The sequence below is a fragment of the Geobacillus stearothermophilus ATCC 12980 genome, from assembly GCF_030369615.1.
Classification (GTDB): Bacteria; Bacillota; Bacilli; order Bacillales; family Anoxybacillaceae; genus Geobacillus; species Geobacillus stearothermophilus.
The window spans coordinates 1,730,586-1,756,301 of sequence record NZ_CP128494.1; the positions used below are offsets into that span (position 1 = coordinate 1,730,586).

The 25,716-nt window shown below is 55.4% G+C and carries 29 protein-coding genes, 2 pseudogenes and 1 riboswitch; of the genes and pseudogenes, 6 read left to right on the forward strand and 25 right to left on the reverse strand.

The features are described from left to right. Positions 1-94: 94 nt before the first annotated feature. From QSJ10_RS09355 to QSJ10_RS09365, 3 genes are read left to right on the forward strand one after another with little or no spacing between them, the layout of a single operon-like run. A complete protein-coding gene (locus QSJ10_RS09355; RefSeq protein ID WP_033013978.1) occupies positions 95-322 on the forward strand; it encodes a spore coat associated protein CotJA in 228 nt (75 codons plus the stop codon). Beyond that, positions 319-579, forward strand: a complete 261-nt coding sequence (locus QSJ10_RS09360) for a spore coat protein CotJB (RefSeq protein WP_033013977.1) — start codon at positions 319-321, stop codon at positions 577-579. The genes QSJ10_RS09355 and QSJ10_RS09360 overlap by 4 nt, the downstream gene beginning before the upstream one ends. A 33-nt stretch (positions 580-612) precedes the next feature. After that, entirely contained in the window at positions 613-1,182 is a 570-nt protein-coding gene (locus tag QSJ10_RS09365) for a manganese catalase family protein (RefSeq protein ID WP_033010523.1), read from the forward strand. A 27-nt stretch (positions 1,183-1,209) separates the two neighbouring features. Here the strand turns inward: QSJ10_RS09365 and QSJ10_RS09370 are convergent, their stop codons facing one another. The 5 genes from QSJ10_RS09370 to QSJ10_RS09390 form a co-directional block, all read right to left on the reverse strand. Further along, positions 1,210-1,659: a YpbF family protein gene (locus QSJ10_RS09370; protein WP_033013976.1), complete on the reverse strand. Its 450-nt coding sequence runs from the start codon at positions 1,657-1,659 to the stop codon at positions 1,210-1,212. Positions 1,660-1,768: 109 nt separating this feature from the next. Beyond that, entirely contained in the window at positions 1,769-2,275 is a 507-nt protein-coding gene (locus QSJ10_RS09375) for a LysM peptidoglycan-binding domain-containing protein (RefSeq protein WP_033013975.1), read from the reverse strand. Between the two features lie 4 nt (positions 2,276-2,279). Next, entirely contained in the window at positions 2,280-2,867 is a 588-nt protein-coding gene (locus QSJ10_RS09380) for a CPBP family intramembrane glutamic endopeptidase (protein ID WP_033013974.1), read from the reverse strand. Continuing rightward, entirely contained in the window at positions 2,851-4,374 is a 1,524-nt protein-coding gene (locus QSJ10_RS09385; protein WP_033013973.1) for a RecQ family ATP-dependent DNA helicase, read from the reverse strand. Before QSJ10_RS09385 ends, QSJ10_RS09380 begins: the two co-directional genes overlap by 17 nt. Next, entirely contained in the window at positions 4,362-5,408 is a 1,047-nt protein-coding gene (locus QSJ10_RS09390) for a YpbB family protein (protein ID WP_033013972.1), read from the reverse strand. The genes QSJ10_RS09385 and QSJ10_RS09390 overlap by 13 nt, the downstream gene beginning before the upstream one ends. Before the next feature lie 235 nt (positions 5,409-5,643). On the opposite strand from QSJ10_RS09390, the gene QSJ10_RS09395 reads away from it, so the two are divergent. From QSJ10_RS09395 to serA, 3 genes are all read left to right on the forward strand, one after another. Next, positions 5,644-5,892, forward strand: coding sequence for a ferredoxin (locus tag QSJ10_RS09395; RefSeq protein ID WP_008879661.1), 249 nt, complete (start codon positions 5,644-5,646; stop codon positions 5,890-5,892). Positions 5,893-6,068: 176 nt separating this feature from the next. Next, positions 6,069-6,572 (forward strand): inorganic diphosphatase, encoded by a 504-nt coding sequence (locus tag QSJ10_RS09400; RefSeq protein ID WP_020754674.1) that lies wholly within the window; start codon positions 6,069-6,071, stop codon positions 6,570-6,572. A 221-nt stretch (positions 6,573-6,793) separates the two neighbouring features. Further along, positions 6,794-8,368 carry a phosphoglycerate dehydrogenase gene (gene serA / locus QSJ10_RS09405; protein WP_033013971.1) on the forward strand — a complete coding sequence of 525 codons (1,575 nt, stop codon included), beginning with the start codon at positions 6,794-6,796 and terminating at the stop codon, positions 8,366-8,368. 286 nt (positions 8,369-8,654) lie between these two features. On the opposite strand, the gene QSJ10_RS09410 is transcribed toward serA, so the two are convergent. The 20 genes and pseudogenes from QSJ10_RS09410 to QSJ10_RS09500 form a co-directional block, all read right to left on the reverse strand. Then, positions 8,655-9,467, reverse strand: coding sequence for a histidinol-phosphatase (locus tag QSJ10_RS09410; RefSeq protein ID WP_033013970.1), 813 nt, complete (start codon positions 9,465-9,467; stop codon positions 8,655-8,657). A 276-nt stretch (positions 9,468-9,743) separates the two neighbouring features. Further along, entirely contained in the window at positions 9,744-10,787 is a 1,044-nt protein-coding gene (locus QSJ10_RS09415; RefSeq protein WP_050488615.1) for an RsiX family anti-sigma factor, read from the reverse strand. Continuing rightward, positions 10,781-11,365 carry an RNA polymerase sigma factor SigX gene (gene sigX / locus QSJ10_RS09420; RefSeq protein WP_049624478.1) on the reverse strand — a complete coding sequence of 195 codons (585 nt, stop codon included), beginning with the start codon at positions 11,363-11,365 and terminating at the stop codon, positions 10,781-10,783. The genes QSJ10_RS09415 and sigX overlap by 7 nt, the downstream gene beginning before the upstream one ends. A 128-nt stretch (positions 11,366-11,493) precedes the next feature. Further along, positions 11,494-11,901, reverse strand: coding sequence for a hypothetical protein (locus tag QSJ10_RS09425; protein ID WP_230581315.1), 408 nt, complete (start codon positions 11,899-11,901; stop codon positions 11,494-11,496). Then, positions 11,898-12,476 carry a cob(I)yrinic acid a,c-diamide adenosyltransferase gene (locus QSJ10_RS09430; protein ID WP_049624477.1) on the reverse strand — a complete coding sequence of 193 codons (579 nt, stop codon included), beginning with the start codon at positions 12,474-12,476 and terminating at the stop codon, positions 11,898-11,900. Before QSJ10_RS09430 ends, QSJ10_RS09425 begins: the two co-directional genes overlap by 4 nt. Positions 12,477-12,490: 14 nt before the next feature. After that, the gene (locus QSJ10_RS09435) at positions 12,491-12,907 is read right to left on the reverse strand and encodes a bifunctional adenosylcobinamide kinase/adenosylcobinamide-phosphate guanylyltransferase (RefSeq protein WP_033013967.1); all 417 of its coding nucleotides are present in this window, start codon (positions 12,905-12,907) and stop codon (positions 12,491-12,493) included. Further along, on the reverse strand, positions 12,841-13,491 hold the full coding sequence (locus tag QSJ10_RS09440) for a histidine phosphatase family protein (RefSeq protein WP_033013966.1): 651 nt from the start codon (positions 13,489-13,491) through the stop codon (positions 12,841-12,843). Before QSJ10_RS09440 ends, QSJ10_RS09435 begins: the two co-directional genes overlap by 67 nt. Continuing rightward, positions 13,449-14,234 carry an adenosylcobinamide-GDP ribazoletransferase gene (locus QSJ10_RS09445; RefSeq protein WP_033013965.1) on the reverse strand — a complete coding sequence of 262 codons (786 nt, stop codon included), beginning with the start codon at positions 14,232-14,234 and terminating at the stop codon, positions 13,449-13,451. The genes QSJ10_RS09440 and QSJ10_RS09445 overlap by 43 nt, the downstream gene beginning before the upstream one ends. Next, positions 14,231-14,788 (reverse strand): bifunctional adenosylcobinamide kinase/adenosylcobinamide-phosphate guanylyltransferase, encoded by a 558-nt coding sequence (locus tag QSJ10_RS09450; protein ID WP_033013964.1) that lies wholly within the window; start codon positions 14,786-14,788, stop codon positions 14,231-14,233. The genes QSJ10_RS09445 and QSJ10_RS09450 overlap by 4 nt, the downstream gene beginning before the upstream one ends. Continuing rightward, positions 14,785-15,855 (reverse strand): threonine-phosphate decarboxylase CobD, encoded by a 1,071-nt coding sequence (cobD, locus tag QSJ10_RS09455; RefSeq protein WP_033013963.1) that lies wholly within the window; start codon positions 15,853-15,855, stop codon positions 14,785-14,787. The genes QSJ10_RS09450 and cobD overlap by 4 nt, the downstream gene beginning before the upstream one ends. Then, positions 15,812-16,783 (reverse strand): adenosylcobinamide-phosphate synthase CbiB, encoded by a 972-nt coding sequence (gene cbiB / locus QSJ10_RS09460; RefSeq protein WP_020754603.1) that lies wholly within the window; start codon positions 16,781-16,783, stop codon positions 15,812-15,814. Before cbiB ends, cobD begins: the two co-directional genes overlap by 44 nt. Then, entirely contained in the window at positions 16,780-18,252 is a 1,473-nt protein-coding gene (locus QSJ10_RS09465; RefSeq protein WP_033013962.1) for an adenosylcobinamide amidohydrolase, read from the reverse strand. Before QSJ10_RS09465 ends, cbiB begins: the two co-directional genes overlap by 4 nt. Beyond that, positions 18,249-19,283, reverse strand: coding sequence for a FecCD family ABC transporter permease (locus QSJ10_RS09470; protein ID WP_121625450.1), 1,035 nt, complete (start codon positions 19,281-19,283; stop codon positions 18,249-18,251). Before QSJ10_RS09470 ends, QSJ10_RS09465 begins: the two co-directional genes overlap by 4 nt. Next, positions 19,270-20,229: an ABC transporter substrate-binding protein gene (locus QSJ10_RS09475; RefSeq protein ID WP_033013959.1), complete on the reverse strand. Its 960-nt coding sequence runs from the start codon at positions 20,227-20,229 to the stop codon at positions 19,270-19,272. Before QSJ10_RS09475 ends, QSJ10_RS09470 begins: the two co-directional genes overlap by 14 nt. A gap of 139 nt (positions 20,230-20,368) precedes the next feature. Next, positions 20,369-20,567: riboswitch (cobalamin riboswitch) on the reverse strand. Positions 20,568-20,905: 338 nt separating this feature from the next. Beyond that, positions 20,906-21,520, reverse strand: a complete 615-nt coding sequence (locus QSJ10_RS09480) for a PH domain-containing protein (protein WP_033014049.1) — start codon at positions 21,518-21,520, stop codon at positions 20,906-20,908. Between the two features lie 195 nt (positions 21,521-21,715). Continuing rightward, positions 21,716-21,913 carry a hypothetical protein gene (locus tag QSJ10_RS15645; RefSeq protein ID WP_375153660.1) on the reverse strand — a complete coding sequence of 66 codons (198 nt, stop codon included), beginning with the start codon at positions 21,911-21,913 and terminating at the stop codon, positions 21,716-21,718. Positions 21,914-21,936: 23 nt separating this feature from the next. Continuing rightward, positions 21,937-22,289, reverse strand: a pseudogene (locus tag QSJ10_RS09485) (APC family permease); the annotation flags it as partial. A gap of 13 nt (positions 22,290-22,302) precedes the next feature. After that, positions 22,303-23,208, reverse strand: coding sequence for an acetamidase/formamidase family protein (locus tag QSJ10_RS09490; RefSeq protein WP_053532296.1), 906 nt, complete (start codon positions 23,206-23,208; stop codon positions 22,303-22,305). Between the two features lie 96 nt (positions 23,209-23,304). Further along, positions 23,305-23,849: pseudogene (locus QSJ10_RS09495) on the reverse strand (transposase); the annotation flags it as partial. A 465-nt stretch (positions 23,850-24,314) separates the two neighbouring features. After that, positions 24,315-25,712: a DUF7916 family protein gene (locus QSJ10_RS09500; RefSeq protein ID WP_080997648.1), complete on the reverse strand. Its 1,398-nt coding sequence runs from the start codon at positions 25,710-25,712 to the stop codon at positions 24,315-24,317. Positions 25,713-25,716 lie beyond the last annotated feature (4 nt).

Sequence of the window (25,716 nt, forward strand, 5' to 3'; positions counted from 1 at the left end):
GCCCGATCCTCATTATTCGTCATGGCAAACAGGCATGAACGACATGGCTCCATCATACATATAGACTGAACTTTGCCAAAAAAGGGGGGGTTTTATGTTTACGACGCGCAAACAATATGAGCCGTACATCAGCCCGTTTGACCCGTGCCCGCCGATCCGCGTCAAAACGTACGTCACCGCGCCCAACTTGTATGTCGGCTTCCAACCGCCGAATTTGCCGCAGTTTCCGCTGCGCGAGGCGTTGATGAAAGGAACGCTCTGGCAAGTGTTTTACGATCCTTACTACAGTCCTTACGAAGGGAAAAGAGGTGATGGTTCATGAAACAAATGCCCAAGGAGTATTACGAGCAGCTTGAGGAGCTGCAAGCCGTCGATTTTGCCCTCGTCGAGCTGACGCTTTATTTGGACACCCACCCGAACGATTATCAAGCCATTCAACAGTTTAACCAGCTCGCGCAAAAACGGAAGCAGCTGAAAAAACAGTTTGAAGCCGCCTATGGCCCGATTGAGCAGTTCGGCCATAGCTATTCGAACTACCCGTGGAACTGGGACGACGCGCCTTGGCCTTGGCAAGTGTAGCTGATTCATCACGAACGCAAGGAGGAACGGATCATGTGGATTTATGAAAAAAAACTGCAATACCCGGTTCGCGTCAGCACGTGCAACCCGCGATTGGCGAAGTATTTAATCGAACAGTACGGCGGGGCGGACGGAGAGCTGGCGGCGGCGCTCCGTTACCTAAACCAGCGTTATACGCTGCCCCCGAAAGTGATCGGGCTGCTTAACGACATCGGCACCGAAGAACTTGCTCATTTGGAAATGATCGCGACAATGGTGTACAAACTGACGAAAGACGCGACGCCGGAGCAGCTGAAAGAAGCCGGCCTTGAGCCTCATTACGTCGATCATGAGCGCGCCCTCTTTTACCATAACGCCGCCGGCAACCCGTTTACGGCGACGTATATTCAAGCAAAAGGCGACCCCATCACCGACTTGTACGAAGACATCGCCGCTGAAGAGAAAGCGCGCGCCACCTACCAATGGATCATCAACATGAGCGACGATCCGGATTTAAACGATGGGCTCCGCTTTTTGCGCGAGCGGGAAATCATTCATGCGCAGCGATTCCGCGAAGCAGTGGAAATTTTGAAAGAAGAGCGCAACCAGAAAAAAATATTCTAAACAAAGCACAGATGGATGGGCTCCCATTCAGCCGTTTTCATAATATAGGTTGATGTCGTACTCCCGCTTCAGCCATTCAAACAGCCGGTGACGCCCATTCCATTGTTCTTCATTTTTCCATAAATCGATGCTTTTCTGGATAATTTCGCAACGGAGGGCATGAAAGTCGTTTTCCGCCTTTTCACATTTTCCTTTATAATAATAAACAGCCAGCCAATACACCGTACATAACAGGAGCAAGATGAAAAGGTGGGCCGGGGCGGCAAAAAACCAGGCGAATCGTTCACTCCACGCCGTGATCGCTGCAGCGTTGGCAATGATATAAAGAAGGAACGCGGCCAAGCCGGCCAACGCGGCCGCCTGCAAAAGCGTCGACCGCTTTTCAAGCCGCTCCCATTTTTTCTTTTTTTCAATGACGGCAAGCAACATTTCTTTTGTCACTTCATCGAGGGAAAATTCATCCGGAAACCGGGTCATGGCGCTCTCCCCTTGTCCGTATTCTATTGTCCATCATATGCGGGCAACAGACAGATTAGAACAAAGGGGAACGCGCGCGGCCATTTTTTCGGCCGGCGGGCGCAACCGCTTATTCCGTCTGAGCGGGGAACGGAATGCGCAGCGTTTGCCCCGGCTCGAGCCGGCTCGTTGACAAGCCGTTTTCTTTTTTGATGATCTCCATGGCGGCAGGCGTGCCGTAATATTTCATCGCAATGCTATAGAGCGTTTCATTCGCCGCCACCACATGGGTGATGGTCTGCGCGTCGGATTCGCTTTTTGCCCCGTCACCCGCGGCGCGCTTCGGCTCTGATGTTTGTTCCGCCTTCGCGCCATCTTCTTGAATAATGCGCACCGTCTCCCGGCTGCCGCTTTCTTCATGGCGGACGACTGTGATCGTTCCAGGCTTTGACTGGGCATAGTAAACAGCCGTCACCGCAGCCGGCAGCGTTAAAAACAAAAACGCGAGCAAACGGATGGGAATGTATTTTCGTTTTTGCTCCTCTTTTTGCCGCCGCCGTTTTAGGCGCGATGGCGGCGCCCCCGCGCTTGACGCCGGGCGTTTTTTCCGCGCCAGGCGCCCCGATGCCTCTTCCATCGCTTCACTCCCTTTCTTCCTCTGCCCCCCGTTTGAACCGAACATGTAAGGCAAGCACAAAATCGATCAAAAAGTGAGCGGTGATGGCGGCCCATAAGCTGTCAGTCTGCTCGTAAAGGACGCCGAGAAAGAGACTGAGCAGCACGACGACCATAAACAAAAACCATTTTTCCAAATACCGGACGTGCAGCACGGCAAAAATGGCGCTTGCCGCCCATAGCCCCCAATGCGTCTGCACAATGCCGCGAAACAGCCATTCTTCCGTCACCGCAATGAGCGCACATAAAAAAAAGAGATGCGGAATCGAGCGGCCGCGGAATATTTTTTCATTGACGCCGCCGTCATCATGCCAATCGTCCGGCAAATAGCGCATCGCCAAAAACTCAGCAGCGAGCACGAACGCCGCCCCGCCGGCTCCGTACACGAGCACATCGCGCAGCTCAAACTGCCAAAGCCGACGCCACTCCTCCCGAGCAAATAAAAACAGCGAGCTGCCGCCGGCCAAAAGCAGCAGCAACCCTTGCGTGATATAAAGATGGATGAGCACTTCGCGGTCTGTCATCTGTTTGATTTGTTCACTTTGCCGCCTCATCGCGCCGCCTCCCGCCAAAAAACATATGCCATAGCTCCTCGCGCCAAGGCCGGACGGGCGCCGGCTCGGGACGGCGGCCGTCCGCCATGAAACGGTCCGTCTCCAGGCCGCAGTTGTCGCAGCAAGCATCCGGTTTGTCCGATAGCTCCTCCCCGAACGCGCGGACAATCGCCGCGCGCCGGCATGAAGAGGCGTGCACCCATTCCTCCATTTCGCGCAATTTTTTTCGCTTCCAACGCCGCCGCGCCTCGATGGCAGCGGCCATCCGTTCATACAGCCGCTCCTTCGCCGCGGCCGTCAGCTGTTCGGGCGCCGCTGTTTGTCCCCATTCTAAAAAGTACGCCAACAGCCGTTTTTGTATGTCCGTAAATCCGCCGGCATCAACCATAGCGCGCCATCCACCGCCGACGGCGTCTTCCGGCAGCCGCCGGCACCACTCGCGGAGCGCAGTCGAGTCGGGAAGCTCCGCTTCGGCGACCGCCTGGGCGATCGCCCGGTCGCCGTCCGCGTAAAACAATACCGCAAGGCTTGGCGCCCCATCACGCCCGGCGCGCCCGATTTCCTGCACATACGCCTCAAGCTGGGCCGGCATATGAAAGTGAAGCACAAAACGGACGTTTCCTTTGTCCACCCCCATGCCGAACGCGCTTGTGCAACAAACGATGTCGAGCTCGTCATATAAAAACTGCTGCTGCACAAGCAGCCGTTGTTCCCCATCCATGCCGGCGTGGTAATAGGCGACCCGACCCGCCCCGTTTTGCGCTAGCCGGCGCGCCATTTCTTCAGCCCACTGCCGGCTTGAAAAGTACACGATCCCCGGTCCTCGGAGCCGTTTCGCGCATTCGGCCAAGCGCGCAGCTTTGTCCTCAACCGATAAGCAATGTTCCACCGCCAAGGCGATGTTCGGGCGGTCGACGGAATAAATATGGCGGCGCGTCCGCTCCATCCCGAGCGTGCGGATGATGTCCTCCTGCACTTCCGGCGTAGCCGTCGCCGTCAGCGCCAGACACGGCGGCGAACCGAGCGCATGGCGGACCGCTCCGAGCTTCAAAAAGTCCGGGCGAAAATCATAACCCCACTGTGAAATGCAATGCGCCTCATCGACGACAAACAACGAAACACGAGCGCGCCGGAGCGCCGCCAAAAACGTTTCAGATTGCAGCATTTCCGGTGAGGCATAAATAAAGAGAAAATCTGGAAGCGAGGCGAGGGCTTGCCATTTTTCTTCCGCATCGAGCAAACTATGGAACGCGACAACGCGCTTTTCACCGCGCCGGCGCAGCTGCTCGACTTGATCTTCCATTAAGGAGACGAGCGGCGAGACAATGAGCACGCTCCCCGGGAGGAAATACGCCGGCAGCTGATAGCAAAGCGATTTGCCGCTTCCAGTCGGCAGCATCGCCAGCACATCGCGCCCGCTGAGCACGTCTTCGATCACATCGCGCTGTCCGGGCCGAAACGACGCGTGCCCGAACCGCTCATGCAATGTTTTCGTTAATTCATCCAACGTCCCACTTCCTTTGCCAACACGAGCCGAATTTCAAAATAACTCGCTATTCCGCCAAGCGCCTCGCGAATACGCTTCAGCTTGCGCGTCCCGAGCGCCCGCGCCGCGGCCTGGATCGCCGCCGCCCTTTCAGCGGCGACAAACGGGTCGATCGAAAAATCAGGCACATTGGCGGCCAACTCGACGACATGATCCTCGATTGTACTTTTTTTCAAGCGCCGAAGGGCGGCGATTTCGTCGATCGTCTTTCCTTTTTGCAGCCATTCGTACGTTTTTTGCGCCGATTGTGTCAGCTGCACCGGCGCCAGCCCGGCCATCAGCTCGGCCATCACCGGGGCGCGCCCGGCTTCGGCTTCAGCCATCATATAATGAAGCGCGTTGCGAAACTGAAACTGCACATACAGCACATCCTTTTGCAGCCAAGCGGCAATTTGCTCCGCCGTCCAGCCGATGCGGCGGGCGCTTGTCAGCCGGAGCGCAAACACCGTCGCCGCTTCTTCAGAAACAGCCGCAAGCAGCCGGATGAGCTCGTCATAAAGCGCCCGCGCCAACGTTTGGCGCGATCCCTTGCCCAGCAAATACTGCTTCACCCATAACAGCGTCCGCTCGTCGCGGCAAATGGGGATAAAACGCTGTCCATGGGAGAGGTTGGACAGCGTCTGCCCAATGAGCGACAGCCGCTGCCAAAAAAGCGGCTCGACCTCATGGTAGCGCCAGCCGTTCACATAGCGGGGGAACGATGCCGCCTGTTCATCGAGCCAATGCCGCCCTTTTTCCGTCAATATATATGTCCGATCATGGACGGGCGCGGCCCGCTGCTTCCGAACGAGCACGAGGGCCGCCTCCTCCAATCGGTCCATCGTCACGTCTTTCCATGTACCGAAAAACGGCGCAAGTTGAAACCATTTGCAGTCTTGCAGCGTCTGGGCTGATTTTTTTCCAGACAACAAATGGTACACCGCTGCCAGCGTCCGTTCACCGTTTAGGCGGCGCAAGCAGTGGGCAAGCAAAAACGAGGCGTAACCGTGCCGCATCTTTGATTCCTCCCCGCCTCTATTGTAACAAAAATCGCACAAGCCGTTTGCAATGAAAAAACGATTTTGGAACAAAAATAAACAAGGGACATATGTGTAAAAATACAGGAGAGCGATTTTTTAGTTGAAAAGCGGGGCGAACGGTCTTATTATAAAAAAGTGAAAAGTTCATTTCCGAGCAGGTAACACGGAGATGACCCGTCCGTTTCCAAAAAATTGGGGAGGTTCGATTTTTATGCCAAAGTATACGATTGTCGATAAAGAAACATGTATTGCCTGCGGAGCATGCGGCGCGGCAGCTCCGGATATTTACGATTATGACGAGGACGGCATTGCCTACGTCACGCTTGACGACAACCAAGGGATTGTCGAAGTTCCGGACATTTTAATCGACGATATGATGGATGCGTTTGAAGGCTGCCCGACCGAGTCGATCAAAGTCGCTGACGAGCCGTTTGACGGCGATCCAAATAAATTCGACTGAAATCTCCCCTCTTGCCGAATCAGCAAGAGGGTTTTTTGACGAAAGCGTGAAAAAATGCCATTTGACAAGTGGCGCGCCGCAAGGGAACATGCTACAATAAGATTGTCTTGCCCGCCCTGGGCGCCGGCGGGCGAGTTTTCATGCGTACATAACAACCAAAAAAGGAGGAACGGGTTGTGGCATTCGAAAATAAAATTGTCGAAGCGTTTATCGAAATTCCAACCGGCAGCCAAAACAAATACGAGTTCGACAAAGAGCGGGGCGTTTTCAAACTCGACCGCGTCTTGTACTCCCCGATGTTTTACCCGGCTGAGTACGGCTACTTGCAAAATACGCTGGCGCTCGATGGCGACCCGCTCGACATTTTGGTCATCACAACGAATCCGACATTCCCGGGCTGCGTCATCGATACGCGTGTCATCGGCTTTTTGAACATGGTCGACAGCGGTGAGGAGGACGCGAAGCTCATCGGCGTGCCAGTCGAAGACCCGCGCTTTGATGAAGTCCGCTCGATTGAAGACCTGCCGCAGCACAAGCTGAAAGAAATCGCCCACTTCTTTGAACGGTACAAAGACTTGCAAGGCAAGCGGACGGAAATCGGCACATGGGAAGGGCCGGAAGCTGCGGCAAAACTGATCGATGAGTGCATCGCCCGCTACAACGAACAAAACAAAAAATAATCGCCTAAAACGTTGTACTTCCAATGCGAACCTCAGCTATTTCCGAACAATCCCGCCTATATCTTTGGATATGGGCGGTTTTCTTTTGGAAACACGAACATTCCCCAAAACAGAAAGCGTTGTCATTGGTATGACTTCTTCGCTTTCCATTGACAGAAAGCGCTTTGCTATGTTAAATTATCAGAAATTTAACATCTTCGAAACAGAAAGGGGCACCTGCTGTGGTTCGCGTACTCGTTTCCGACGCCATTAGCGAAGAAGGCTTGGCGCCGCTCCGCACATCGGCGCACATCGACATCGTTCAAAAAAACGTGAGCGAAGCGGAGGACGAATTGCACACGTTTGACGCCTTGCTTGTGCGCAGCGCAACGAAAGTGACGGAAGAATTGTTGGCGAAAATGCCGAAGCTGAAAATTGTCGGCCGCGCCGGGGTCGGCGTCGACAACATTGACGTCGACGCCGCGACGAAACGCGGCATTGTCGTCATTAACGCGCCGAACGGCAATACGATTTCCGCCGCAGAGCATACGTTTGCCATGATGGCTGCGCTCGTCCGCCGCATCCCGCAAGCGCACATTTCTGTCAAATCGCGGGAATGGAACCGCTCGGCGTTTGTCGGCAACGAGCTGTTCGGCAAGAAATTGGGCATCATCGGCTTCGGCCGCATCGGATCAGAAGTAGCAAAGCGGGCACGGGCGTTCGGCATGACCGTGCACGTCTTCGACCCGTTTTTGACGAAAGAGCGGGCGGAGAAGCTCGGCGTCTCCATCCATTCACTTGATGAGGTGCTGGCAGTCGCCGACATCATCACCGTTCATACACCGCTGACGAAAGAAACAAGAGGCTTGCTTGGCACGGAAAATTTGGCGAAGACGAAAAAAGGGGTATACTTAATCAACTGTGCTCGCGGCGGCATTATTGATGAGCAGACGCTCATTCCGTTTTTGGAAAGCGGCCATGTCGCCGGTGTCGCTCTCGACGTCTTTGAACAGGAGCCCCCGGGCGACCACCCGCTGCTGGCGTTTGATAATGTCATCGTTACGCCGCATTTAGGGGCGTCGACGGTTGAAGCGCAACTGAACGTCGCCACCCAAGTCGCTGAAGAGCTGCTCCACTTTTTTGAAGGGCAGCCGGTCACATCATCGATCAACCTGCCGGCGCTGTCGAAAGACGTCTATGAGAAAATTCAAGCATTCTATCATTTAGGCCGAAAGCTCGGTTTAATTGCTTCGCAGTTTATGAACATTCCGGTTCAAGAGCTGTCGGTCACCTACGCCGGCACGGTCGCCGATTTGGAAACGACGTACATCACTCGCAGCTTGCTTGCCGGCTTCCTGCGGCCGCGCGTCGCTTCCACCGTCAATGAGGTAAACGCCGCCATGGTCGCCAAAGAGCGCGGCATCACATACGGCGAAAAATTCTCTGATGAGACGCACGGCTATGCAAACTGCATTTCGCTCACTGTCCATGGCGAGAACAAAACGTTTACGATCAAAGGAACGCATGTGCCGAACTACGGCGACCGCATCGTCCATTTTGACGGCGTCACGATCGATTTCGCGCCGGAAGGCCATCTCCTTTACATTCAGCACCACGACCGCCCGGGGATGATCGGGAAAGTCGGGAACGTGCTCGGGGCGCATAACGTCAACATCGCCACAATGCAAGTCGGCCGCCAAGAAGCGGGCGGAAAAGCCATGATGATCCTATCGCTCGACAAACCAGTCGATGACGCGGTATTAAAAGCGCTGGCGCAAATTGACGATATTGAAACCGTCAAACGGCTCGAAGCGTAACGAAAACAAAAAAAGCAGGGTTCCCAAACGGGAAGCCTGCTTTTTTTCATCGTTGGCGGCGCAGCGCCTTGCAACAGGCGCCCATGGCTGCCTTCTGTGCATGGCGGCCTGTTTCCGCCGTCCATTCTGCTTCTCATATTTCGCAACCTTTGCATAATATACAAAAAAACACCCCGGATATTCGCATCAAAATAATTTTTATACAAAAATTGCAAAAAAACTAATTTTTATTCGGTCAAATCGGGCTTATTTCGAATTTTTATTCAAGGTGCGAAATGTGAGCTGCTTAACCGAGCGGCACCGCTTTCCGCTCGCCTTTCGAGAACGTCATGAGTTCGGTATAGCCGACGCTGCGGGCGAGTTCAACCGCCTTGTCAAAGTCGGCGCCGACATCGCCCGGCACGTGCGCGTCCGAGGACAACACGATCGGAATGCCTTTGTCATAGCACATTTGCAGCAGCCGCGGATCGGGATACAGCTCGCCGACCGGCTTGCGCAGCCCGGCCGTGCTGATCTCGACGCACGTCTTCGAATTGGCGAGCGCTGTCGTTGCCCGGTCGTATTGCTCAAGCAAAAACTCTTCATCTTCCGGAACGTATTTAAAAATTTTCACCAAATCCAAATGGCCGATAATATCAAATAAGTTCGACTCGGCGAGCGTTACGACTTGGTCAAAGTATTTGCGATATGTATCATACAAATCGCGCCGTTCCCATTCACGGCGGAACTCGACTAAGTCGATGCCGAAATCGTCGACCCAATGGATCGAACCGATGACATAGTCAAACTCGTACGAGCGGATAAACTCAGCCATTTCCTCATGTTTGCCGGGAGTGTAATCCATTTCAATCGACATTTTCACGTCGATTCCGGCATCCCACGCTTCGTGGAACAAGCGGACATAGTCGGCCATATCGTAGCACCGGCGCGCCTCCACCCACGGGTTGGACAAAATGTTTTTCGTTTGGTAAAAATGATACGCATGCTCGGAAATGCCAAAATGCTGAATGCCTTTTTTCGCGGCTTCATCGGTGAACTGGCGCAAATAATCGAGCGTCAGCGTCCCCCGCTCCAAATGGTTGTGATAATCAGTCAGCACAGTGTTTCTCCCCTCCTGCTGTTTTTTTCATTATAACGCATCACCGCAAGAAAGGAAAACCGTTTGGCGAATCATCACCCAATCATCCGTTCGCGCCGACGAGAAACAACAGCCCGACACATACCGCGACGCCGGCGACCGCCAAGAGCCGTGTCATGAGATCATCCATCTGCCACCCCTCCTTGCCTTCTTTGCGCCATATATGTCTTATGCCAATATCATCTCCGATAGAACAACAAAGTGAAGATCGTAACAAAACGACGCAAACGGCGGCGGCTACCAGCCGGCCGCCATCAACAGAGTGTTCGGCTCGGCCGGCACGCGGATTCGCATTCCAACCAGATACGGGCCCAAGTTCGACAACCCGTCAGCCGCAAACGTCACCTCACGGAAGCCAAACTCTTTCGCTGTCAGCAGCACAGCCTCCGCCATGCGCGCCGCGTCCTCTTCATGTGGCTGAGCGGTCAGCTGAATCCGGACCGTCGCATGCCGCGCATCCATATTAGCCAGCTCCACGTTTACTCCTGGCGGAATGGCCGGCTCGAGCCCGCGGATCGTCGATGTTTTCATCTGCTTCAGCGCCTTCGAAAACGTGCGAGCGCTGCCCGGAGCCGGAACGAGCACTGTATAGCCGAATGAAGCGCTGTTTTTATCATACATTCGTTGCCGCTCCTTGATTTTTGTCGCTTTTACCATTCCGAGCGCCGGCAACTCAAGCCCTTCCTTCTCTCCGGTGAAAAAGCGGAGGCGCCGCTCCCCCATTTGTCGCGCTGTTTCGACGAGGGCGTCGACAAACAGCTTCTGCTCTTTGCGGCTGGCCGAAAACACGCGGTGCTGAGCCGGGACGTGCACCATCCATTCCCCCTTCCCCCCGGCGGCCGGCTGAATGACCACTCCATCAAACCAAGCGGACGCCGCCCGCAGCGGAGAGCGCCCAAGCACGCGCAGCGCTGCCGTGAACCGCTCTTCGGGGGCCAATCGGCCGCTGAGCGGAACCGCCACTGGCACCACCCGGCCGTTTGCCGCATCAGGCAAGCCGACCACCATGACGCCGGCATCTTCCTGCGCCGGCGCCGCATCAGCGGCCATTATCGTCTCAACTTGGGGGGGAGAGCTCTCGGCTCCTAGCGTTTTGACGGTAGAGGATCGCTGCTGCTGTTCCGCGCGCTCCGGAGCGGCCGCATTCATTCCGACAGCAACAACCGCAAGAAAGAGGGCCATCGATGCCGCCGAAAGCCAACGCCGTCTCCAGCGCATCTTGCGCTGGGTGCGCTGAAGCCGTTCGTAAACATCTTCTTTTGTGCGCCGGTCTTTCACCATGGGCAGCTGCTCAAGGCTATGTTCGATGCATCGCTCATTCCAGGGAAATTTTTTTCATGCCGCCACTCCTCCCATTCGGCCTCTTCCTCCATATGTTGTTTCAGCGCCTTCAACGCGCGATGCTGCGTTGTTTTCACTTTGCTTTCCGTCCAGCCGAGCGCAGCCGCCGTTTCAGCAATCGACAGCGACTGGATGAATCGGAGGACGAGCACAAGCTGTTGGTCGACCGTGCAGCGCGCCAAGCAGCGGTACATGAGTTGAATTTCCTCGTTTTGAATCGCGATTTCCTCCGGCATCGGCTCGTCAGCGCCGAGCTGCTCCTCGCTCCACTCCGATGCCTTCACCCACTGGCGTCGTTTTTGCTTGCGAAAAAAATCGACCGCCACATGGCGCGCAATGGACAGCAGCCACGTCTTTTCACTACATTGCCCTTTAAACCGTTTGTACGAACGCAGCACTTTCACATACACTTCTTGCACTAAATCTTCGGCATGCTCTCGATTTCGCACCATGTAATATAAAAAATTAAACAAATCATCGTGATATTGTTCGTACAACTGTTCAAAAACGGGGTCCATCTTGTCTCTCCCCCTATTCGTTTCCATGGACCAAAGCCGAACCATTCCATTATCTTCATGATAACGGGTCTCATGCAAAAAGGGAACCATTTTTTTGGACGAAAAAGGAAGAAGGCCGAGCGAACCGGCTATCGCTCGGCAAAGAGCGAAAAAAAGAGGTGGCCGGCTCGCTTCCGCAATGCGCCCTCTGCCGCCCGGTCATAGCTGATCAAAAACGACGTCGCCGGACCACCAGAGGCAAAGAGCGGCAACGGGCAGGCGCAGGCCCGCCCTTGGCGGCCGTTGGCGGCCGACAGTTGCATCCATTCGTAGTAAATGCCTTTGGAACCGATCGGGACGAGCTCATAAACAGACGGAGAGGCGAGAAGCTCAACAAACAGCGAAAGCGGCGCGACCCATTGAGGATGCGCCAGCACGGCCGGGCCGACGAGCGGGCGGCCGATGACGGCAAACTTCGCTCCCTCCGGCGTGACGCCGATCCGCTTCCGTTCGGCCGCCACCGTTCCGACCGCCATCCAAGCCAGGCGACGGCTCATTGCTTCTCCTCCTTGTCGCGGAACACAATGGCGCTCCGCTCATATTCGACATCCTTCACCCCTAAGCGGGCGTTCACAACCCGGGCGGCAGCGAACAAATAGTCGGACAGGCGGTTCATATATTTCAGAACAACGTCGTTGATCGGCTCCGCTTTTTGCAACGAAACGATGCAGCGCTCCGCCCTTCTTATCACCGTGCGCGCCAGATGAAGCGCGGCAGCCGCCTTCGACCCTCCCGGCAAAATAAACTTTTCAAGCGGCGGCGCCTCTTGGACATAGGCGTCAATGCGCTGCTCCAAAAAGGCGACCATCTCCTCGGTCGCTTTATACGGCAGCTTGCCGTTGACGATGGCCAAGTCGCCGCCGCAGTCAAACAGTTCATGCTGAATTTTTTGCAATTCGGCGCAAAGATCGTCAAACCGTTCATCGTCAGCGAGCAGAGCCAGCGCCCAGCCGATGAACGAGTTCGCCTCATCGATCGTCCCATACGCCTCGACGCGCAAATGATCTTTATCGACGCGCCCGCCGATTAAGCTTGTTTTTCCTTTGTCTCCAGTCCGTGTATACAATTTCATAATTCTTCTCCCCTTTATTTTAATCGTTCCGCCAACCCGCACCAAAGCCGGTCGACGCGATGGCATACGGCGGCAAGCCGTTGATAGCACAGGCCGACGGCGTCGCGCCAGCGCCGTTCTTGCCGGTCAGTCGGAACGACGCCTTGCGTTACGTCTGTCCCGATCCAGACGACCGTGCGGCCGGCCGCTCCTTCCTCCCACTGCTTCCAAGCGCAGAAAAACCGCTCCCATTCCTCTGGGTCCGGAAGGCGGCGGATGGCGGCTTCGAGCCCATCCAAGACAACTGTTTTCGCCGTCTTGGCACCATCCGGCCACCCGTATGGCTCCTGATAGCCGTCATGCCATACGATATGAACACCGTCGCTTATTCCGTACCGTTCCCGCACCCATTTTCGCTTTCCTTGGAACGCACCGCCGACAACGAAATGCATCGTTCTCCCCCTTTCCAACGCTCGATCGTTGATTCGAGCGTATACCCGCCGGAAAACGGCACCTTCCATTCCCAAAACGGGCGAACGTCCGGCGCATATTGTTCAAGCACGAAACGGATCGGACCGCTGTGGGTGACGATCGCCACATGGCGGGCGCCCATCCGCTCAGCCAACGCAACCGTCTCAGCGAGCGCCCGTTTGATGCGCGCTTGAAACGAAACATAGCTTTCTCCGGCGGGCGGCGCCGTCGAAAATGGCGACTCGAGCCATCGGTTGTACGCGAGATCCGTTTTGAGTTCGGCGAACGTTTTCCCTTCCCAGACGCCAAAAAAAAGCTCGCGCCATCCGCTCGTACACCAGTCCGGCTCGCGGCTGCCAAACAGCAGCGCCGCCGTCTCCCAGCAACGGCGAAGATCGCTTGTCACGATGCAGTCGACCGGATATGGCCACTCGACCCGCAAACGGCGCAGCCTGCTATGTTCCGCGGCCGAAAGCGGCGCGTCCGTCCAGCCGATATATGCATTGCGCCGATTCAGTTCCGTCATCCCATGACGGATAAGCGTAACAGCCAAAGGACGCCCCATAGCACGGTCTCTCCCCCTTCGATGAGCGCGCCGAGCACATCGCCGCTCACGCCGCCAAACTGCTTTTCCGCCCACGGCTTTGCCGCGAGGGAACAAAGCGCCATCGCCGCAGCCAACACCACAACCGCCGCCGGCGGAACGCCCGCCGCCGGAAGAAGCAAAAGCACAAGGCATGCCAATCCCAGCGCCCATGCTGCATCGCGCCATGAACTATATTCGCGAAGCGAGGCCGCCATTCCTGTCGATTTGGCCAGCTTACCGGCGGAAAGAAGCCAGACAGCCCCGGCTCTCGACAGCAGTGGAATGGCAATAAACAGGGCAGGGGAAATGCCCGCTTTGATCGCTTCATGCAAAAACAGCCAGCGGAACGATAACAAACAAATGAGCGACAACACAGCGAACGCGCCGACGCGCGAATCGGCCATGATCTCTTGCCGCCGCTTGGCGTCCCGGTACGAAAAAAAGGCATCACTCACGTCCATAAAACCGTCGGCGTGCAGCCCGCCGGCAAGCCAAATGCCAAGCCAAAGAAGAAGGAGAGCCAAAAAAGAAGGCGGACCGAACGAAAGCGCCGCACAGGCGCCGTACACCAAGGCAGCCAGCGTCCCGAGCAGCGCTCCAGCCAGCGGCATTGTGCGCACAAGCCAGCGGACATGCGGGGCATTCCATTCAATCGAACGCTGAATGGGAATGATCGTAAACAGCTGCAGCGCCAGCAGCCAGCCATTCCATGCCCGCTTCATTGCGGCCACCGTCCTTTCTTCACGCGAAGAATACCGCATTCCACCACGGCGGCGGCTTCTGCTTCCGCGACCAACTGTTGATGAAGCCAACCGAGCATTTTCATGTAGCGAAATGTGCCGAGGTCATTCGGCACGCCGCCAGAAAACAACTCATTGGACACAATGACAACAGCGCGGCATGCCGCCGCCCACGCCCGCACTTGGTCGAGCAGGCAACGGGCAGCGGCGAACGCTCCTTCCTCTGTTTTCCATTCATCTCCGGCAAATAACACATTCGCCCACCACATAGTCAAGCAGTCGAGAAGGACAACATCAGGCGGACGAAGTGCAGCCAACAACTGATCAGGCCCTTCCGGCGCTTCCCACACCACCCAAGGCGCCGTCATCCCCATGCGCCGCTCTTGATGGCGGCGAATGCGCTCTTCCATTTCCACATCGGCAGCCCGGGCGGTGGCAACATAATGAAGCGTCTCGCCAGCGGCCAGCCGGATGGCGCACACCTCTGCCGCTTCACTTTTGCCGCTGCGCACCGCGCCGCTCACAAACACGATCATCCATCCCACCTCTCAAGCGCCTCAAGCAGCCGGTCATTCTCCACCTGCGTTTTGACGGCGAGCCGGATGTAGCGGCCGTCAAGCCCCGGGAAATTCATCGTATGGCGCGGCACAACCCCTTCCTTCAACAAATGAAAAAACAGCTCCTCTGTCCGTCCTGAACACGGACGCAACAAATAAAAGTTCACGACCGATGGCGAGACGTCATACCGCCCGGCAGGCAGCGACCGAAACACCCGCTCCCGCTCGGCGGCGATCTGTTCTTTCGTCCACTTGACAAACGATTCCATCGCCATGAAACGAAGCGCCAATTGTTGGGCGATGCCGTTTGTGCTCCATGGCGGCTGATGCGTTTTCAGCGAAGCGATCACCGCCTCGTCAGCAGCGACATAACCAAGGCGCGCGCCGGCCAGGTGATGGATTTTCGTCAACGATCGAAGCACAATGAGGCGCGGATAGCGTCCCAACCAGCGCATCGCCGTAAACCCGCCGCGCCAAAACGGATAAAATGCTTCATCGATGATTACATAGGTGCCAGCCGTGTGCGCCGCGTCCACCAGTGATCTCAATTCACCTTCCTCCATCACTGTCCCCGTCGGATTGTTCGGATGGCATAAAAAGATAATGTCTTGCTTGCCTGCCCAGGCAGTCGCTTCATCCAAGTCATAAGAAAAGCCCCGCGCTTCATCGGCCGCGAATCCCTCCACATCGCATCCATAAGCGAGACAGGCGCGCCGATACTCGGAAAACGTCGGCTCCAAGATGCCGACGCGCCGACCGGCAAATAGCGCGGCCAACAAATAAATCGCCTCCGCCGCCCCGTTCGTCATCAGCACTTGTCCGGGTCGAATCTGCTCCTGCTTGGCAACGAGCTCCCTGAGCGCCTTCGCTTCCGAATCCGGATACTCCCCGGCCCAGCGAATCCACTCCTCACCGCTCGGCCAAGCTGACGGCGGCAGCCGGTACGGATTCGTATTGACGCTGAAATCAATGTATTCGTCTGGAGGGGCCAATCCGCATTGCTCATACAACGCGCGCGGATTCGCCCCATGCGCCGGCCAACGCAACGATTATCCCCCCAATCCATAGCAATAATGTAAACACTAGCACCGTTCCAATCATGATGCGGACCGCTTGGCGAATGTGGGCGGCGCGAAGCGGGGCGGCCGGGTCACCGAGCGTCGGCCTCCTCGAGACCACACCGCCGTATGTATTCGTTCCGCCGAGCTGCACCCCAAGCAGCCCGGCCATCGCCGCCTCAAGCCAGCCGCTGTTCGGGCTTGGGTGGCGGCGGGCATCGCGAAATAAGATCGACAGCGCCAAACGAAAGCGGCGGCCGCCAAAGACCAACACCATCACAAGCGCCGTCAGCCGCGCTGGAATGTAGTTGAGCGCATCGTCCAGCCGCGCGGCCGCCCAGCCAAATTCGCGATACTTCTCATTTTTGTATCCAATCATGGAATCACACGTGTTCACCGCCCGGTACAATAACGCGAGCGGCGCACCGCCCAAGGCCGCATAAAAGAGCGGAGCGGTGATGCCGTCGCTCGTGTTTTCCGCCACCGTCTCCACGCAGGCGCGGGTGATGCCGGCTTCATCGAGCCGCTCGGTGTCGCGGCCGACGATCATGGACAGCGCGCGGCGCGCCGCAGGAAGATCGCCTGCTTCCAGCGGCCGGCGCACGTCCTCAGCCGCCTCAGCGAGGCTTTTCGTCGCAATGGCGGTGAAAATGAGGGCCGCCTCGATCGCCACCCCTACGTATACGGACAGCGCGTAGCCCACATAAACGATGAACGCCGATATCCCGTAAACAGCGGCCAACACGACCGCCACGGCCGCCGCCCCTTTCGTCCGCCGCTTTGTTCCTTGATTCCAGCGGCGATCAAGCCACGCAATCATCATTCCCATCCCGCGCACCGGATGCGGCAGCCAGCGCGGATCGCCCACGAGGGCATCGAGAAACAGCGCCAACGTCAATGCGGCCAAATGGGTCATCGCCGTTTCCTCCGCTTCTCCCAGCGGCCAAGCGCCTCAACTGTTGCCTCATACACAAGCCGGCCGAGCGCCCGGCCAAGCTCCGTCGCCGTTCCGGCATAGGCAAAGACCTGCCCGGTTTGCGTCGCCGCCACAGCGAGCGAATCGGTCGACGTACCGGTGGCAAGCGTCCCGGTTTCCGGGTCGCAAACCGAACGGTCGGCGAGCGCTTTTGCCTTCGCTTCTGTCGCTGTCATCACCGCCTGGACAAACGCTGCTTCCGTCAGCACTCCGTCAATGACCACCACCATGTTGATCGTCCCCGGTCTTGCCGCTAGCGGCTGATGCTGGCACGCCCGAGCGGCATCGACGGCATTGCCGACGCCAGCGGTCGCCATGACCGCAACCGAAAACGCTTCCCCTTCTTTCTGAAGCCAAACAGCATCCCGGACATCAACCGCTGTCATCATGCCGACCGTTCGTTCCGGCGGAAACCCGTGCTGCTCCAAATAGCGGCGCATGTCTCCTTCCGCATCACTGCAATCGTAATCCAACCCGACTTGGCGGTTGACAAAATGGGTCGCCCATTGAAATCCGGCGCCGATCAATGCCGAGGACAGGACGCGAAGCGGCGCGGCCGCAGTAAGCACAGCGGCGTCATCAAGAAAGGAAAGCCGCAGCCCGCCGACCGGCGATTCCCCTTGCTTCTTGTTCGGCATGAACGAAAACATCGGCGTTGCCGACGCCGGATGGGCCAGACGCACAATCGGCGCGGCAAACACTTCCTCAAGCAACGCCGGCGTCATGACATCCGCAGGGGCGCCGAGCGCAGCTATTTTCCCTTTGTTCAGCACGAGCACCCGATCGCAATACAAGCTCGCCGCATTCATATCGTGGAAAACGGCGACGACCGTCAAGCCGCGGGCGTGCGCCGCTTCGGCGAGCCGGTCCAAAAGCCGGACTTGGCCGCTCACATCCATATGGTTCGTCGGCTCATCGAGCAAGAGCAGCTTGGGCTCTTGGGCGAGTGCGCGGGCCAAATAGGCGCGCTGCCGCTCGCCGCCGCTCAATCGTTCGAGCGGTTCATCGATTTTCCCCGTCAGGCCGACGGCCGCAAGCGCGTCTCGGAGGGCGGCTTCATCGTCCTCCGTCCACGTCGGAAAGAAGCCGCGCTGATGAGGATAGCGGCCGAGCGCCACCGTTTCCCTCACCGTATAGCCGGGCGCCGCCTCCGCTGTCTGCGGCAAGACGGCGGCCATCCGCGCCCATTGCTTCGCAGACAGCGCCGAGAGCTTTCGGCCATCGATGACGATCTCCCCGCTTGCCAGCGGCAGCTCTTTGCTGATGAGTTTGATCAAAGTCGTTTTCCCGCTTCCATTCGGCCCTAAGATGCCGAATATTTCGCCTTTTTCCACGGCAAACGTCACACCATCAAGCACTTGTTGCTGCCCGTATCGATGCGATACGGCCCGCACCTCGAGCATCGTCATCCCATCTTTCGTTTCGTTTTTCGGAAAAACAAGACGGCAAATAGCGGAGCGCCGATCAGCGACGTAATGACGCCGATCGGCAGTTCGCGCGGTTCAATGATCGTCCGCGCCGCCACATCGGCAAGCACAAGAAACGCACCGCCGTACAAGAGCGACAGCGGCAACAGCACCCGGTAGTTCGGCCCGCACACAAGCCGAACCATATGCGGAACGACAAGCCCGACAAAGCCGATCGTCCCTGACACCGACACCGCCGCGCCGGTGAGCAGCGCCGCTGCCGTCAAAATGATGACTTTTCGGCGCGTAACATCAACGCCGACATGAAGCGCCGCCTCCTCGCCAAAGGCAAACGCGTTCAACTCGCGGCTGTTGGCGATGAGCACTGCGGCCCCAACGAGAAAAAACGGCAGCAACAGCCCGCTGTATTTCCAGCCGCGCATCGCCACGCTCCCCATCAGCCATGAGATGATTTGCCGCAATTCTTCCCCGGTCAACGCGATCATGAGCGAAATGAACGCGCTGAAAAACGCGCCGAAGATAATGCCGGCTAAAATGATCGTCTCAACCGACATGCGCCGCTCCACAGTGCGAGTGAACGCCAAAACGGCGGCAAGCGTCGCCATGCCAAACAAGATGCTCACGACCGGCAGCGTGAACGTGCCAAAGAACGGCCATTGCCAGCCGAGAAAGATGACGAGCACCGCCCCGACCGACGCGCCGGACGAGACACCGAGCGTGTACGGATCGGCGAGCGCATTTTTTAACAGCCCTTGAAACGCGGACCCGGCCAGCGCCAATGACGCCCCGACCAAAAACGCAAGCACGACGCGCGGCAAGCGGATCGCCATCACGATCGGCACCCAATCAGCCGGAATGTGGCGAGGCAGCGCCGCTCCGAACCATTCAGCCGCCAAAATGCGGACAATAGAAGAAAAGGGAATCGACAGCGATCCTGTCGATACCCCTACGAGAAGCGATAACACGGCCGCGGTGACGGCCAATATATACATCCACATTTTACTTGAACACATCCGGGTAAATGGCTTTGGCAAGTTCCTCGACCCCTTCGACAAGGCGCGGACCCGGTCGGCTTACTAAGTCGGTGTTGACGTCATACACCCGCTTGTTTTTCACCGCCGGCACGTCTTTCCAAGCGGCGCGCGCCAACACTTGCTTCGCTCCGCCGTATGTCGTGATGATGACATCCGGCTTATAGGCCACGGCTTTTTCTTCCGTCACCATCGGCCAGCCTTCCAAGCTGCCGGCGACGTTTTTCGCCGAAATCACTTGAAGCATCTCATCCATAAACGTCCCTTTGCCGGCCGTATAAATTTGCGGCGGCGGCGACACTTCAATCCAGACATTGGCCTGTTTGTCCGCCGGGATTTGTTTCGCTTTTTCTTTGATTTTCGCAAGCTTCTCTTTCATCTCATCAATCACTTGCTTCGCTTTGTCTGTCGTCCCGGTCGCTTTGCCGATCAAGTCGATGGACGCATATACATCGTCGAACGACTTCGCGTCATTGACGACAAGCACGGTAATGCCGGCGTCTTTCAATTGCTTGAGGCCATCGCGCGAGTTATGGGCGCTTGACGCGTGGGCCAAGACGAGATCCGGTTTGAGCGAAATGATTTTCTCGACGTTGAATTCCATGCCGCCGATTTTCGTTTTCGTTTTGACGTCTTCCGGATAATTGTCAAAATCGCTGACGCCGACGATCTTATCGCCCAACCCCAACGCATAGGCGATTTCCGTATTGCTCGGGATGAGCGAGACGATTTTTTTCGGTTCCGCTTTGATCGTGACATCCTCGCCAAGCCCGTCTTTCACCGTCACCGGAAACGCCGCTTGTTCCGTTTTCGGTTCTTCTTTTTTCGCAGGCTGGACGTTGCTATTGGCTCCACTGCTGCAGCCGACCAGCACGGCGGCCAAAAGGAAGAACACCGCCACCACCGCCGGCCATGTCCAACGTTTCATCCGTCATTCCCCCTTCGATGATGTATGTACAACAAAAAAGCCCATTCCGTCCGAACGGGGAATGAGCACGAAACAGACCGCCAATGGGCACAACAATGCCCTGTACGACTGTTTCCACGTCTCACCCCCCGAAGATTCGGAAACTGCGGCAAGCAAGGCAGGTCTACTGGCTCATGCTTCATCCTACTCTGAAGCCTTCCCGTACGGAAAACAGCGCAAGCCATCTGTCCGTACAGTGGCGATTTCATTTCGTCCGCATTGACAGTTGCGGGGACAGCTCCGGATTCCCACCGGATTCCCTATTAAGCCTTTTCGGCGCCTTGCTGCGAGTTGATGAATTTGTCGGATATGGACATTTTTATATTAAAGCAAGGCCTGGCATTTGACAACTGTGAATTTTACAGTGGGCTGGCGGCAGGCGGTCATCGATCACTTTTGCGGTCAGGCAGCTCGGCTCCAGTGTCCGTGTTTTGTACGGAACTCCGCATGCGCCGTTGCATCGAGCTCCGCGATGTCAAATGCCGCCATGTTGCCTATTCATCGATTCCCACAAACCTCATCTTTTGAGTTTCTTCCGGCTGCGGAGAAACGTTCCTTTTCCATATGTCGCTAAAAAAATTAGGAAAGACGCCCCACCTCTGGCACGGCGTCTTTCCCCGATACAACCTTCATCTCGTCACTGTTGAATATATTTGTCAAACACAAAGCCGAAATCCTTCACCGTATAGTTCTTTTTCGCTTCCGTCAGCCAGCGAAAAGCGTATTCATTCACGACTTGAAAATCCGCCGACACATTGGCGCCGTCACCGCGCATGTTGGCCAACACCTTGGCCGCCAGTTCCAAACTCCGCTCCGCATAGTGGAACTTCGTTTCGTTTTCATGGCAAATCTCCGCGATCGCCAGCAGCGATTTATACAAATCTTTCAGTTCCTCAATATGCTTTTTATGCACATCAATGGAGTAGGAATGCGGTCCAATTTTAAATTTAATTTCCGCATCCAAATCGACCGTCCCGGACGTTTCGAGCGATACGTCGGAAATCGGATGCTTGTAGTAATCGTAGCGGCGCAGCGTCCGTTTTTTGCTCGCGGCGCTCGTGCCGTCCAAATGAATGAGCGCGCGGTTGGTGAAGCAATACTCATCCGATTTTGATTTGATAAGAAAATAGATTTTCTCCCCATCCTCGTGCATCACATAATCATCGGCATCGACTTTGTCATAGTCTTTCGGCTGAATGACCGAACCGATGTCGCTTAACCCAAGCACATCGGCGGCGACTTTTCCAAACATGCTCATGTTCCTCCGGCTCCTTCCACGTTTTATCGGCGCCCGCCTATTGGCGGATGAACGGCGTTTTGCCTTAACAAGGCGCCGTAATCTCATACCTCTCATCTATGTAATACGTCGAGATCGGAAAAACGTTTCATCGCCTCTAAAAATCAAAGACCCAACGCCTTTTATGACGGCGTCAGGCCTTACAAGCGACTACAGTTCCCCGCTTAGACGGGAGTCTTTGTTCGTGAGCCGCAAAAAGATCAGGTAAACGAGTCCAATCGCGATCCAAATCAATCCGAGCTTTTTGCTGAGCGGGTCAAGATTGACCCACACATAACCGATGATGATAAAGCCGATAAGCGGGAACAAGAAATGATTGATGTAATCGTTGCTCTTTTGTTTGTGCAAAAAATAATTTATCACTAACGAGAATAGAGAAGAGCCGGAACGAAAATGTAATCAAGCAAAATGCCCCACCCTGCCATAAAACCGACATATTCATTCCCCGCTGGGCGTAGGAATACACGGAACCAGCGATTGGAAACGCTTCGGCCATTCTAGCGTAGCTCAGGGCAGTGAAAATCATCCCCACCATTCCGATTAAGTATGCTAAGGCGACCATCCCTTTTGACCCTTGCGCTACATACCCGTAAATGCCAAAAGGGGCGATCGGCACCATAAACACCATCCCGTAAATCAACAAATCAACAAATGTGAGCGACCGTTTTAATTCCTGTTTATAACCGAGCGACTCAACCGATGTGTTCGTTTCAAGTTGCGCCATCGCCGTTCCCTCCTCAATCCTCAAACAGGCGGATGCCATACGCTTCAAGCACAAATCGCGGTACAAAGAAACGCGCCGTGACGAGCGGGTCAACGACTTGGCTGATTTGTGTCTGACCGGCAGCGCTGAGCACCATCGTCAAATGGTTCAGCGTCAACGGAGTATGCGGCAACAGCAAATCAACCATTTCCGCAACCGACTGTTTGACCGCTTCATCCAATGTTTTGGCCGAGACGATCGTCGCAATGCCATCATCGTTTTGCAACAGTGGATGGTTGAGCGAATATCCTTTCATCACCCGGACGGTAACCGTCACTTCCCCTGGAATTTCAATTCCAGACACACCGATTTCGCCGTCCCCCATCGCCGCATGCAAGTCACCCAATGCAAACAATGCACCTTTTACAAATACAGGAAAATAAACGGTTGCTCCTGTTGTAATGAGCTTTGTATCCATATTGCCTCCATGCGGCCCGGGCGTCCCGCACGACACATCCTCACCGCTCGGCGCTACCCCGATGACGCCAATCATTGGATTTAATGGAATAGAAAGATGCTCGTCAAATATAGCCCGGTTTTCTTCTACTGGAATCATTTTTGCTTCAAACTGCGGAATCCGGTCTCCAAGCACCCCGAGCCCTGGTCCGACAGTCATGACCCCCTGTCCTTTGAGGCGAATCTGTTCAATTTTTACCGCTAAAATGTCACCGGGTTCCGCCCCTTCAATATAGATCGGTCCGGTCGCCGGATTGATATGATTCCAATCGATCGAGTCAAACGGCGTTTCACTTGAAGTAATTTGATTTTGGAAACAGTCGTACGTTTCGATGACAAACGTTTCCCCTGACTGGACTGTTCGAACCGGTTGGTGGTTTTTGCTAAATGCATAAATGGCAGTCGTGCATGGAACAAATGACATGTCCGCTTTCCTCCCTTTCATTTTTGTCTCATTACTGTAGATGAGCAATTTTCATAACAATAATTACCATGTAAAAAGAAACAAACAGGGTACCCCTTATGCCACATGGAGCTGTTTTTTCACGGTATCAATGGGAATATTTTGTTTCGCTGCACAGTAAATGAACTCCACGAAGCTATGTCCTTTTCTCTTGCGCAAGAGATCGAGCCCATCAGAAAAATCGCTGTTCGACTCGAATAGGCTGTACACGTAAGCAAGCTGCACCAAGATCCAGCAGCGTTTCACCGCCCGAACCTGACGAACACGGTACCCATCGAGCTTCAGCTAGTCTTTCGCTTGTCGAAAAAAGCATTCGATCGACCAGCGTTGGGCATAGTGGCGCAAGATGTCTTCATCGCTTAGCTCCCGGTCGGTGCTCAAGACGCAGTGAAGATGTTCCGATGTCATCGGCTGATTGGCTTTCCAAGCGAGCAGCACCACCGCATGGTCGAGACCGTTGAGCGCTCCTTCGTAACGATAGACGCGATAATGCTCTCTCCCACCGTGACGAGGTGAGTGTCATTCGGTTCGATGGAGCGGGCCAACTGCTTCGCTTGGACGGCAACGCCGTTCGGATAGAGAATCCGGTTCGTCTTGATGATGTGCTAATCTATTCATGAGACATGAACCTCCTTGTGAATGGTTTGGTAGCACATCTATTCTAACCAAGGAATCGGGTTCATGTCTCCTTTTTTGTTTCGATGTAAATTTATGTTAGTGATTTTGCTCATCTACAGTCATTATAACAGGGAGCAAACAAACGGTTTTGCATTTTTTTGATTCATTTTTGTTACTTCTTTATTTTTTTTGAATTAATCGATAAATCTGAGTAAACAAGAAACCGCCAATCCCATTCCATGCTATGGCCTCCAGCACATTTATCACAAATTTGTTCTTTCATTTGATCACAAAATAAATAGAGGCGGCGGTACAAGGCAAATGTTTCCCACATCTGCAAACGTATTTTCCATCATCTTGGTTCCCATTCTACCTGCTGCCGACAAAAAACGGGGCTAACCCAAACACGAGTGTGTTTCGGGTCAGCCCCTGACTGATCATATTCCACTTTATCTCAACGGCGATCTTACCATACGAATATACGTATGGCGTCTGCCGCGAATGGCGATCGAATGCGCCATAATATTCTCCGGAACAGCAATGCCATGATAGCCAGCGTCGCCGATATGGTGCATGTCCGCTCCTGCCATTTTGCTTGCAAGCGCGATTTGACGAATCGTACTCTCGTCAGCTCCTTCTTGGCTTGTGCCGATCGTCAGCATCACGAGCGCCCCATGTTCATGCGCCACCTGAACAATTTTCTCTGTCTTGTCTAATGTCACCCCTGGCACCGTTCCAGGAGCCGGCATCAAAACGACATCCGCACCAGCGTGAATGAAACGCACCACCACTTCTCCCGATACGATCCCGCTTCCCGCTTCATCAGCAACGCCTGCTGCATGCATTTTCCCAGCCATCACGAGAGCGTCCTCGCCTAAAATGGACCGCGCCGTTTCGATGGCTTTCACAATCCCATCATTCGTCACGCCTGTTTTCGGGTTTCCGGTTAGGCAAACAAAATCAAATCCTAGCTGTTTTGCTTGTTGCAGCGACTCGGCCGTTGCCATTCTCCCTTTTGGCAGCGCCGCAAGCTCCTCAAGCTGCTTTGCATTTGGGTCAACCGGCTCCAAATTGACGCCAACCGGACGCCCTGTCAACTGCTTTAACCGTTCCACCATTTGATTCGGTTCGTTCGTGTCCAACCCGTTCACAACCGTCCGGAACACATCGAACCAATTCAACAGCAACAAATCCGCCCCAAACGCCGCGGCCAGTTCGGCGTTGGTGACCGCCGGATACAGCGGCGCAAATTCCCCGATGACTTCCGCGACGATCACCCTGCCTTCTGACGCTTGAATCGATTGTTTTAACACATGGTGCAATCCGACTGGAATGAGCAGCCGGTTGAGGAACCCGAAAATGCCGACGCCAACCGCCCCGGCGCCGACGATCCAATGGCCGACCGCCGCGTTGATGCCGTCTTGAATCGGCGGCCATACATAGCCAAAAATCAAGGCAAGCACGAGCATGACAAGCGATGTCACGATCGGCACAAACCGCCGTCCGCCGAAGAAGCCTAGCCAGTCGGGCAACTTGATATCATGGTAACGGTTGTATAAAAGCCCGGCGATCACTCCGGAGATGATGCCACCTAATACGGACATATTGATGTCCTTATCAATCGCGGCGGCCCCTTTTGTCAAGACAAAGCAGCCGATCGCCCCAGCAAGCGCCGCCGCGCCGTTGCCGTCTTTCGAAAAACCGATGGCCACGCCGATGGCGAAAATGAGCGCTAAATTGGAAAACACTGCATCGCCTGCGGCGGCGATAAACGGAATATTCAATAAATCAGGCTGGCCAAGCCAAAGCAGCAATCCTGCCGCCGGCAATACGGCAATCGGCAGCATTAAC